This window comes from Litorivivens sp. (assembly GCF_041625495.1).
In the GTDB taxonomy this organism is placed as follows: domain Bacteria; phylum Pseudomonadota; class Gammaproteobacteria; order Pseudomonadales; family Spongiibacteraceae; genus Litorivivens.
In genome coordinates this window covers 1-11,551 of sequence record NZ_JBFJTH010000123.1, presented here as the reverse complement: position 1 = coordinate 11,551, position 11,551 = coordinate 1, and the positions used below count along the sequence as shown (strand labels likewise).

Sequence of the window (11,551 nt, the reverse complement as noted above, 5' to 3'; positions counted from 1 at the left end):
TCTTCTTCAAACCGCTGGGTAAAGAATCCGATGGCTGATCGTGAAATAGCCCTGTTTCCACTCGGCACGGTGTTAATGCCGGGCGGGCGCCTGTCGCTGCAGATATTTGAGCAGCGCTATCTTGCGCTGGTCACCAAGGCGATGAAAAACGAAAGTGAGTTCGGGGTGGTGCTGCTGACACAGGGCAGGGAAGTGGATCGCCCCGGCGTAAACACGCGCTTTGAAAACACCGCCGTATCGGCGCGCATTGTGGATTGGGACTCCCTGCCCAATGGTCTGCTGGGTATCGTGATAGAGGGGGATGAGCGGTTCAGTATCAGCAACCCGCATCAGCAGGACGATGGTCTCTGGTTGTGTGAGGCCAGAGTCTGGGAAGAGGAACCATCGATTCCCCTGCCGGAAGAACACGCCGAATGGACGGCCCTGCTGCAGCGGCTTGCCGAACACCCCCACGTTCAGCGCCTCGGGATTGAAGTGGAAACCCGCGACGCTACCCGCCTGAGCAACCAGCTCGCCCAGCTATTACCCCTGCCGGAAGTGGATCGCTACGAGCTGATGGTGCTGCGCGATCCGATTGACCGGCTCGATGCGATTCACGATCTGCTCAGTCAGTACGAAGAATAAGTCCGGCTGGCGGCGACATGTACATCGGTAATTCTCTGTAGCAAATGTTCAGAACCTTCTTAAGCTCCACTTCAGTGACCCGCTTTACACTCGCTGTGTAAAAAACGATAGACTGAACATCGGTTCAATTCTGAACAGGGCATCAGATTGAAAATCCTGCTGGCAGAAGACGATAAACAACTGGGCGAATCGCTGCAGGCTGCGCTGGCGTTGGAGGGCTACGCCGTAGATTGGATGACACGCGGCCAGGATATACTCCCTGCGCTGGATGTCGCGGCCTACGATGCCTTGATTCTCGACATCGGCCTGCCGGGAAAGTCCGGTCTGGACGTTCTGCAGGAATTGCGTCAGCGGGCGACTACGCTTCCGGTCATGCTGCTGACTGCGCGAGATACCGTTGCCGATCGGATCCAGGGCCTGGATTTTGGTGCCGACGACTACCTCAGTAAACCCTTTGACGTGAATGAGCTGTTTGCACGTTTGCGCTCTATTCTGCGGCGCAGTGCTGGAGTGGCCGGCCCCAGTCTGGTGGCGGGCGAACTTGAAATTTTTCCCCATAATCATGAGGTGCGCTTCAAAGGTGAGCCGGTGTTGCTCCCAGCCAAGGAAGTTGCGGTACTGGAGGTGCTGGTGCGCAATCGCGGCCGCTTTGTCACCAAAACCCGGCTCGCGGAAAGCCTCTACAGCTGGGATGAGGGAGTCGGTTCCAACACGCTGGAGGTTTATATCTCACACCTGCGCAAACAGTTTGGCGGCGACAGCATCGAAACCCTGCGCGGTGTCGGCTACCGCCTGGCGCTCTAGCGATGACGGTTTCACTGCGCCGCCGCCTGACCCTTACGGTCATATCCATCTTCCTGATCAGCTGGGTGCTCTCAGCGCTGTTAACCACGGTGGCGGCTCGAATTGTCATTGAAAAGGAAGTCGACAAGCTGCTCAGTGCCATGCTTGAAGTCACCCTCAAAGTTGGCGGGGCGATACAGCAGGGTGAGTTGGAGTCGCTGAAAGAAAAATTTTCTCAGCGCATGGTGACCCTGGACGGCGAGCGGAACTGGGGTGAAGGAACACCGGACAATCCCTTGCCGGTTCGCTTTGACGAAAACTTCAACCTCGGTGCGCTGGGTACCCCTTCTATCAATATCTGGGTTGGCGGTATTCAACTGCTTATTGGGCCTGATACGCCGCGCTATGCTCATCCCCTGAAGGCGAGTGTGAGGGAAGGGGAGGATCAGGTATTTAATGGGCAGGCCTGGCGGATCAAGTATCTATACGATGAAACTCAGGAGATGTGGTATGCGGCCGGCCTGCCGCGAGCGGGAGTTCCATTTGACGCCGGCAGTCTTTTGCTGCAAATGCTGCAGCCGCTGGCACTGATCATACCTGTAACGGTGCTGGCCCTGTATTTTGGTATTCAGCGCAATCTTGGGTCGCTGCGGTCTTTGTCCCGCTTGATTGAGGAACGCCGCAGCTCGCGCAGTCTTGAGCCAATCAACGCACCGGAAACCCCTGAAGAAATGATCCCGGTAGTGGCGTCTCTCAATCATTTGCTGGAGAGGCTCGCCGACACATTGGAGAACGAACAGCGTTTTACCGCCAACGCTGCCCACGAGCTGCAAACGCCTCTTGCAGCGGTAATGACGGAGGTTCAGCTCTGTCAGCGCCTGCTCACAGACGACGACAGCCGCGCCATGATGGAACGCATTTATGCCAGAGTGCAGCGCGCCTCCCACTCGGTAAAACAATTGCTGACATTGGCACGGCTCGATCCGCAGGATTCTTTGGCAAAAGAGCCGGTGTTGCTGTCTGACCTGCTCGAAACCGCCGTTTCTGAATTGGCGCACCTGCTTGCCGAGCGCTCTCTGCAGCTGCACTTTGATGTGGCCGAGTCGGCGCTGGTGAGTGGTGACCGGGAATCGTTGCTGATACTGTTCCGCAATCTGATTGGTAATGCCTTTCGCTACTGCCGGGAGGGGGGGCAGACAAGCATCCGCACCGACGGTTGCATCGTTATCATTGAAAATGACGCTGAGCCGGTAGAGAACGCAGATCGACTTACCGACCGCTTTTACCGGGGTGAAAACCTACCGGAATCGGGCACCGGTCTTGGGCTTTCCATTGCTGGCCGGATTTGTGAGCTGCACAACGCAGAACTGCAGCTTGGCTATGACCGCGACAGCAGCCGGTTTGTCGCCAAAGTAAACCTGCAAGATTCTGAATAATAAAGATAAAAATGTCTTAAGCTAAATTTCAGGAAGCGGCTGTAGACTTTAGAGCACTAGAATAATATGTGCCCCCCGTGGAGGTGCCATGCGGCTATTGTCTGCGCTCACCATTTGCCTGCTGCTTGTCGGCCCGGCCCAGGCCAAACCGGGATTTCCGGCGGCGCCTGATGCAGGCACCGTAAGTTATAACCGCGATATACGTCCGATCCTGGTCAAAAACTGTTTTGGCTGTCATGGCGATGTTAAGCAGCTGGAAGGCAATGTGCTGCTCAAAACCTTTGCCGACGCGACTGGCAAAACCGGTTTTGAGCCGGTTATCGTGCCGGGTGAGCCACAAAAGAGCATTCTTGTTCAGCGCGTCAGTGCCAGTGAACCCGAACTGCGAATGCCCCCGCCCGAGTCGGAAAAACAGCTCAGCGCGCGGGAGATCACGCTGCTTGAGCAATGGGTTGCCGCCGGCGCCGAATACGAGCAGCACTGGTCCTATATGCCCATTGAGCGACCTGCTCTGCCGGTGCTGGACGAGCACAGCGATTGGCCGCGCAACCCGATTGACGACTTTGTTTTAGCCGGCATGCAGGGAACTGGCCTGTCGCCAAACACGGCGGCTGATGATCGGACGCTGGTTCGTCGTCTTTCCATGGATCTGCACGGCCTCGTTCCCGATTTTGACGATGTGCAGCAGAACGCGGGCATAAGCAGCGATGATCAAGCCTACAGTGATCTGGTAGACAGCCTGCTGGCATCGCCGCACTTTGGCGAGCGCATGGCGGTGCCCTGGCTCGACTGGGTGAAGTATTCGGATGAAATCAGCGATCGCGGCGACTATCTGACGACCTTCTACCCCTATCGCAACTACGTAATTAAATCGTTTAACGAGAACAAAGCCTTTGACCAGTTCACCATTGAACAGCTGGCCGGCGATCTGTTACCCGAGCCGACCCGGGAACAACTGATTGCGTCGGGCTACAATCACCTGATTGTCCGCGTGCAGGACGGTGTCGGTGCTGAAGCGATTCACAAATACCTCACCGAGCGCGTGGATAAGCTGGGCCAGATCTGGCTGGCGGCCTCGCTGGAATGCGCCCAGTGTCACGATCACAAATTTGATACCTGGTCCCAGAAACAGTACTACCAGTTTGCCTCATTCTTCTCAGACCTCGACCGGGTTGGCGTCTGGACCGTCGGTGTGTCCGGCAGTTCCACCGCACCACGCAATCCCGACGACGCTTACTTTAAACTGCCGCGCATTTACATGCCCACCGAGCAGCAGCAGTCTCGTCTCGATGCCATCGATCAGACAATGGTATCGCTGCGGGAACAGCTTGAGCAGCAAAATGAAGCATCTGAGACTCTGCGCAAACAGCTCCTTTCAGACGCCGACAGTATTCCCGACTACTTCGAATGGATAGAACCGCAGTTCACCCGCGCCGAGGTTGAGGGCACCGCGTTGACGGTAGAAACCGCCCGACCTCAGGGCGGTAACGGTGCGATTGTGACTGGCGATGTACAATTTCTGCGGCTTGATGACGCCACGGTACCGGGCGTCGAATATGTCGCCGAATTCCCGGTGGAACACGCACAGCTAAGTGCGCTGATGTTGCGCATCGCCCGTGAGCGCGACAGTCACTACAGTTTTGCGGTCCCTGATGAAGTGGCCATCAGCGAGGTGGCGGTTTCGCTTAAACAGGGGGACAGCTGGGTGCCGATTGACCTGGCGCGGGCGGAAAGTACCGATCTCGGCCGGTTTAACGAAGACGTGATGATTGACGGCGACCGTAGCACCTACTGGTCAGTTACGCCGGAGGACCTGTTCCACAAATACCGCTACGAGCGCAAGGACGATATGCTTCTGAGGACCCTGCACAATGAAGCATTTCTGGTTTTCAATTTGCAGGAAGCCCTGAAAAACGCCAGCGGTAAAACCCTGCGGGTAAGCATTCGCTTTGCCGATGAAGCGCGCCGCGCGCGACAACTGAATCTGAGCTATACCCCATCACGGGTGGCAAGCCCCTTTCAGAAACACGTCGCTGGCCCGGTGCAGGCCGGCAGCTGGATGCGAGGTGCCCGTCAAGGCATATACAATTTTGTCCACGACAATCTGTTTTTCACAGATTTCTGGGACTTCACTGTTTCCGGCTGGTTCACGATGGCGGCGACCGCCGCTGGGGTGTCCGCGCCGGTGCCCTTCAATGACATCATGAAATCGGTGTTGGCGACCATCAAGGAGATGTTTGCCTGGGAGGAAATCTACACCGATCACGTATTGCTGCGCGCACCTCAAAACGCCGAGATTGGCGTTCAGATCCGTCGTCTGGAACGCGAAAAGGAAAAAATCTGGGGCGAAGTAGAACGCAGCTGGCGTTCGGCCAGTTCTACCCGAAGCTGGCCCGTGCGGGTGCTTAAGGGGGGAGAGCTTAGCGATACCTCCGGCGAACTGGTTGGGCCCGGCCTGCCCGAGTTCCTCGGCGCGCCGCAAAAGCCTCAGCCGACGCGCTTGGATCTCGCGCAGTGGCTGGTTTCAGACGACAACCCGCTGACGGCGCGAGTCATGGTGAACCGTTTGTGGCGCCTGTTTATGGGGCGGGCACTGGTACCCACTCTGGAGGAGTTTGGCAGCGGTGGCGAACTTCCCAGTCACCCGCAGCTACTGGATTGGCTGGCGGCAGAGTTTGTCGACAGCGGCTGGGACGTGAAGCACATTGTGCGCCTGATCGTAACGTCCAGTACCTATCGTCAGCATTCGGAAGCCAGCCGAGAATCCCTGCGCATTGATCCTGAAAATCACTACTTCGCACGCCAGGGCAGATTTCGGATGGACGCCGAATTCATTCAGGACTTTGTGTTGAAGGCTTCCGGTTTGCTGCAGCCCGGATTGTACGGCGAGCACACCGAACACGGCAGCGATGCACTGGGCGAGGATATCAATCGTCGCAGCGTGTATTTACTGCGCAAGAACATCGATGTACCGCCGGCGCTGAAAGCCTTTGGCGCACGACCGCGCGAAAAAAGCGTTATCCACCGCCCCGAGAGCATTACCCCGATTCAGGCGCTGGCCAGTCTCAATCAACCACTGGTGATCGATGCTGCCAGGGCGCTGGCGCAACAGATCGAGCAGGCTGCCTCGGGCGATCCTCTGGATTATCTGTATCGAAAAATACTGCAGCGCCATCCGCTGCCCGAAGAGCGCAAACTATTTCAACAGCCCGACAGCGTTAGCAGCGAAGCCTTCTGGATCAACCAGGCACGGACCCTGCTGAGTCTGCGCGAAGCGACTGTGAGGAGTTAAACCGTGAAACGACGAGACCTGATCAAGCGTTTGAGTGTGGGAACAACGGGTGTTGCGCTGGGGCTGGGCGGTTTTGGTCAGCGTGTGTTGGCCAGTGCCGGGGGTGCCGATCAGTACCCGATTTTCAGCGGGCATCATTTTCTGCCGCGTGCCCGCCGTGTGATTTTTATCTGGCAGGCCGGCGGCATGTCTCCCTACGAGTCGTTTGAAAATAAAGCGCTGCTGCACAAGCTTCACGACAAGTCGCCGGTGAAGCACCGGGACGCCTGCTCCGCGGCCTGTCTTCGCCCCTTGTACAACTTTTCACAACAGGGTCAGTCGGGCATCGAAATGTCAGACCAGTTTCCCCATCTGGCCAAGGTCATTGATGACATGACCATCGTGAAAACGCTGCAGAACTTTGCACCGGCCCACCCACAGGCCAGCAACTTTCTGTTTTCCGGGGAGCGGCTGAACGACAAGCCCTCGCTGGGTGCCTGGGTAAACTATGCGCTGGGCAGCGACAACCCGCATCTGCCCGGCTTTGTCGCACTGGGTGGGGCTGAGAATATCAGCAATGGTTTTCTGCCAAGCGATCTGCACGGCGTGTTCTTTGAAACCGAAGGGCGCGCGCTGGATTTTCTTGATAATCCCCGGGCGATCAGTGCCCGACAGCAACAGGCCGCTGTCAAACAGGTCGCCGATCTCGACAGGCTCTATGCCAGCATCAGTGGCGACGACAAGGCCCGTGCCCACGGCAAGGTATTTGAGTTGGCTTACAAAATGCAGTCGTCTATTCCGCAGGTGCTCGACCTGCAGCAGGAACCCGATTACATCCACGAAGCCTACGGGCTCAACGATGAGGCCACCCGCAAGGTGGGGGTGGATCTGTTGTCGGCGCGGCGCCTGCTGGAACAGGGCGTGCGATTTGTACGCGTAACCGATGGCGGCTGGGATCATCACAGCGGCCTGGATCAGCAGTTTCCGGAGAAAGCTCGCGGCCTCGATAAACCCCTGAGTGCGCTGATCAGTGATCTGAAACAGCGCGGCATGCTGGACGATACCCTGGTAGTGGTGGCAGGCGAATTCGGCCGCACCCCCTTTAATGAGGGCAAGTTTATCGGCGGTTTTGGCCGCGGGCACAATCCGGATGCCGGTATCGTGATGCTCGCCGGCGGTGGAATCAGGCAGGGCTTTGTCTACGGCGAAACCGACGAATTCGGTTTCAAGACGGTCAAGGACCCGGTTAACGTCAATGACCTGAATGCCACCATTCTTTATGCACTGGGCCTGGATCATATGCGGCTGACCTATGAGCTCGGCGGCAGAACCTTCAAGCCGACCGGCGTCGGTGAATGCCGAATTGTTCGCGACCTGTTTGCCTGAGGACTCACTGTGACCTATCTGGCTTTTCTCAGTGATTTTCATCCCGTTGCGGTGCACTTTCCGATAGCGCTGCTGCCGCTGGCGGCTCTGCTATTTATCTATCGACGATTTCGCCCGGACGCCGTCAATAACACTCTGCTGGAGCTGTTGTTGTGGCTGGCATTCTGGAGTTGCGTGGTGGCGGTCCTGCTGGGTTTTGGCAATCGCTATTTCAACGGCCACAGTGGAGAGGCGATAGACGCTCACGCCAGAATAGCGCTGGCTACCACGCTATTGGTATTTGTAACGGCGGCTCAATGGTCGTTTCCAACTGCGACTCGGCAGGTGATGTCGTTTGGCAGGAGCCTTTGTCTTTTTGTATGGCGCATAGTCTGGCGGCTCGTGGTGTTTATCGGCAGGCTTGTCTGGGGGCTGGTTCGCTTCCTGTTACTCCCCCTGAGGGTCTTGGTGTGGCTCAGTCGACGCCTCGTTCCGCCATTGGATCGCGCCCTTAGCGCTACTAAAACAGCGCTGGTAAGCCGGATAGCTGTGCTTCGCTCGGCCATTGCCAGACCTGTCGTGCCGGCCCCGAACTGGGCGGGGTTGAGTCTGGGCCTGTGCCTGATTCTGGTTGCGATAACCGGCTTGCGCGGCGCGAACCTCAGTCACGGCGAAGCGCACCTTGTTCGCAATATGCCCCAGCCCTTAAAGACGCTTCTTGGAGTCGAGCAGGACAACGCGGCGTCGCAGCTGGATCGCGCCTTCTTTGAGCACGACGTGCTGCCCGTATTCAAGCGCTCGTGCATCAAGTGTCACGGCGAGCACAAACAGAAAAAAGGTTTGCGGCTGGACAGCTATGAAGCCGTTGTTGCGAGTGGCGTTGTGCATTTTCAAGACCCGCACGGCAGTGAGCTGTTACGCCGTCTGCTGCTGCCGCCGGATGATGCGGCCGTTATGCCACCGCAAGACAAAGGCCGCGAGCTGCAAAGTGATGATATAGGTGTTGTCATTCACTGGCTGCAGGGCCATTCACTGGAAAGCCTGGCTAAGGCCGAGGGCGGACTGCCGACTGAAATAAAAACCCTGGCGCGGCGTTTGCCGCCGGTCGACGATGAAACGCTCAGCGCTCTGAACGTCATACCGGGCATGACAGTACGCAGATTGGTCAATAACGTCGACCTGCTGCTGGTGAACCTGAGTTATGTACCAGAAAGCGATCGATCGAAGGCCCTGAGCGAGCTGGCGCTTGTGTCGGATCATATCTTTCATCTCGATATCAGCGGCGCCGAACTGGCTTCGAACGAGTGGGCTCAGTTGCGCAGTTTCAGCAATCTGGAGCGGTTGAATCTGGCAGGCAGCAATATTGATTACCCCGTGCTGCAGACCTTGTCAGAGCTTCGGCGTTTAAAATGGCTCAATCTCCATCGCACGTCGGTGACGGTGCCAGAGACGGAGCTGCGCAGTCTTATGCCGTCGCTGGCGACGCTTTACTTGCCACGAAAGTTGGAAGATAGTTAATCCCAGAAAAATTATAACGATAATAATGAGGTGTGCAGCCGTGAAAGCCTTCAGGTTTATTCCGTTGTTCCTTTTAAGCAGTGTTTTGGTGAATGCCGATGACAGCGACAAAACCAGACCTGCACAGATGATCGAAGAAGTATTTGTTACGGTCAGCAAGCGCACTGAGTCCGTGCAGGAAGTCAGTGCGGCCGTGTCGGCGTTTTCGGAAGACCTGCTCAAGGACAATAACATTCAGGGTTTTTCCGCTCTGGCTGATGTTACCCCGGGGCTGGTGTCCCGGGATGGCAATAACCTGACGATTCGCGGTATTGGCCAGGCTCGCAACGGGACCTCGCCGGTGGCCTTTCATGTAAACGGCTATTTCATCAATGAGCACGAGGCCGCCGAAGAGTTTTACGACATATCCACCGTCGAAGTTATTCGTGGCCCCTCCGGTACAGTCTATGGTCGAAATGCCACGGCAGGTGCCATCAACGTGCGCTGGAACCGGCCTTCAGAATACTGGACGGGTGGACTGGAGTACCGGCAGGCTGACTACAACGCGGAGCGTTTTCGCGGGCATATCAACGTTCCCCTGCTGGGTGAGGGAAACACGGCGTTGATGGCGCGCTTTGCCGGTCAATGGCAGAGCCGCGGTGGTCACATAGACAACCTGCTCGCCCCAAGCGACGAGGAACCGGACACCGAAGACAATAGCTTCTACCGTGTCTATCTGGGAAGTCAGGTTAACGACCGTCTGTGGTTGGGTTTGCGCGCCGTCAAGCTGGAGCGTGATATCACGGCCGGGCTGGTTGCGAGTCCATCGATTTCCACGCGGCAGAGCGGCATTCTGGAAAAATTTGGCGCCGAGCCTCTGCCGCTGGATCTGCTTGAAGTGCGCTCCCGGCAATACAAACAGGTTCCCGACGGCTTCACCAAAAGGGTGCGCACGGTGGGCGAAGTAACCTGGAACATGCCGGAACTGCCCGCGTTTGGCGAAGTCGATCTCGACTTTTTCATAGGCACGGATCGCCGCCGCTTTTTTACCTACTCCGATGTGGACGGCACCGAAGAGCCCATACTGGAAACCATGAACTGGAACAACGGGATTGCCCGCAATGCCGAGCTGCGTTTTACCTCGCAGAACGACAGCGGAATCGACTGGATTGTGGGTTTGTTCTGGTATCGCAACGATCAGCATGAAACATTGCACGTGGATGCGCGCACAGAGGAGGGTTTTGCCACGCTTTTGCCACCCCTGTCTCCCTTGCCGCTACCCGAATTCGTCTTCGACGCCGAAGTGGATTTTATCGACCAGAATCGCAACGAAAAGAACGAGGCCCTGTTTCTGAATGTGCGTCTGGATCTGGATGTGATCAATGCGGCCTGGCCCAATATGGAGGTGTTTGCCGGTGTGCGGGAAAACCGCGATGAATACCGGTTGAAGACGGGGCGCGAGATCGTAACCGCCACCCATACTCAAACCGGCCTGACCATACCTTTCACCGACAAGAGCACCGACGTTGGCGGGAAATCAGAGGCGACTACCGGAGAGCTTGGGGCCAAATGGTTCTACAGTGAGACCGGCATGATCTACGGCAAATTCGCCAACGGTTATAAACCCGGCACCGCCCAGTTGCAGGCTGATGGCAGTCTCAACGAAGTCGACCCTGAGTTTCTGAATATGTGGGAGGTTGGCTGGAAAACGACCCTGTTCGACAACCGTTCGCTGGTATTGAATCTTTCCGCCTTTGACTACGACTACCAGGATCTGCAGGTTTCCAAAATCATTATTACCGGCGTCAAACTGGAGAATGCCGGGGCGGCCAGTATTCAGGGCCTGGAGGCGGAGTTGCAATGGGTGCCCAACGAGGCTTTTCAGGGTCTGTTTTCGTTTGCCTGGCTGGATGCTCGCTTCAACGAGTTTTGCGGGAAAGATGAAGAAATTGCCAACCAAAGCGCCCAGCCGGGCTGCACTGAATCTGATCCGCATAATTTTGAAGGCGCAAAAATGTCAGATTCGCCGGAGTTTACCTTCGGCGCACTGCTGCGTTACACCTTCAATCTCGGTGAGTGGGGCACGCTTACGCCTGCTCTGAAATTCAGCTGGAGTGACAGCTACCAGCGTCGGCCCTATGACAACCCGATTGACGAAGTGGACGCCCACCACAAAACGGACCTGCGGACTGCCTGGCGCAGTGAACAGGGCGTCTACCGGGTGGAAGTCTTTGTCGAGAATATCGAGGATCACGACGAAATATTTACCCATCACTTCTCCATGCCCGACCCGGGCAATTACTCCCTGTTTGCGCCGCAGGCGCCCAGGACAGCGGGTATCCTGTTCGAGGCCTCATATTAATCAGAGGTGCCCTAGAGTTGACCCCGTTCACAATGCGCTTTGATGTCACTGTTGATAGTGTCGTAGAGCGCGCCCAGTACCTTGCTGAGCAGGGGTAGCAGCACGGGTACCAGCAGGCCGGAAAAATCCTCGCCATGGGCGAGGCGTGAGCGGTTCTGATCAATAGCCTGTGGTTGAAAATAGTGGCTGCCGGTAATCAAGCCGGGGATGCCG

The 11,551-nt window shown here is 56.8% G+C and carries 7 protein-coding genes and 1 pseudogene; 7 read left to right on the top strand and 1 reads right to left on the bottom strand.

Annotated elements, in window-relative coordinates; all coding sequences use genetic code 11:
- The 7 genes from ABYP39_RS13570 to ABYP39_RS13540 form a co-directional block, all read left to right on the top strand.
- A partial coding sequence (locus ABYP39_RS13570) for an LON peptidase substrate-binding domain-containing protein (RefSeq protein ID WP_372783039.1) occupies positions 1-624 on the top strand: 624 nt, incomplete at its 5' end.
- Between the two features lie 147 nt (positions 625-771).
- Positions 772-1,428 (top strand): response regulator, encoded by a 657-nt coding sequence (locus ABYP39_RS13565; protein WP_372783037.1) that lies wholly within the window; start codon positions 772-774, stop codon positions 1,426-1,428.
- A 2-nt stretch (positions 1,429-1,430) separates the two neighbouring features.
- Complete coding sequence (locus ABYP39_RS13560; protein WP_372783035.1) at positions 1,431-2,843, top strand: histidine kinase dimerization/phospho-acceptor domain-containing protein; 1,413 nt, start codon at positions 1,431-1,433, stop codon at positions 2,841-2,843.
- An 88-nt stretch (positions 2,844-2,931) separates the two neighbouring features.
- Positions 2,932-6,135 (top strand): PSD1 and planctomycete cytochrome C domain-containing protein, encoded by a 3,204-nt coding sequence (locus ABYP39_RS13555; RefSeq protein ID WP_372783033.1) that lies wholly within the window; start codon positions 2,932-2,934, stop codon positions 6,133-6,135.
- Positions 6,136-6,138: 3 nt separating this feature from the next.
- Positions 6,139-7,500 carry a DUF1501 domain-containing protein gene (locus ABYP39_RS13550; protein ID WP_372783031.1) on the top strand — a complete coding sequence of 454 codons (1,362 nt, stop codon included), beginning with the start codon at positions 6,139-6,141 and terminating at the stop codon, positions 7,498-7,500.
- 9 nt (positions 7,501-7,509) lie between these two features.
- Positions 7,510-8,997 carry a c-type cytochrome domain-containing protein gene (locus ABYP39_RS13545; protein ID WP_372783029.1) on the top strand — a complete coding sequence of 496 codons (1,488 nt, stop codon included), beginning with the start codon at positions 7,510-7,512 and terminating at the stop codon, positions 8,995-8,997.
- Positions 8,998-9,037: 40 nt separating this feature from the next.
- Entirely contained in the window at positions 9,038-11,338 is a 2,301-nt protein-coding gene (locus ABYP39_RS13540; RefSeq protein ID WP_372783027.1) for a TonB-dependent receptor, read from the top strand.
- A gap of 11 nt (positions 11,339-11,349) precedes the next feature.
- Here ABYP39_RS13540 and ABYP39_RS13535 read toward each other — a convergent pair.
- A pseudogene (locus tag ABYP39_RS13535) lies at positions 11,350-11,551 on the bottom strand (SRPBCC domain-containing protein); the annotation flags it as partial.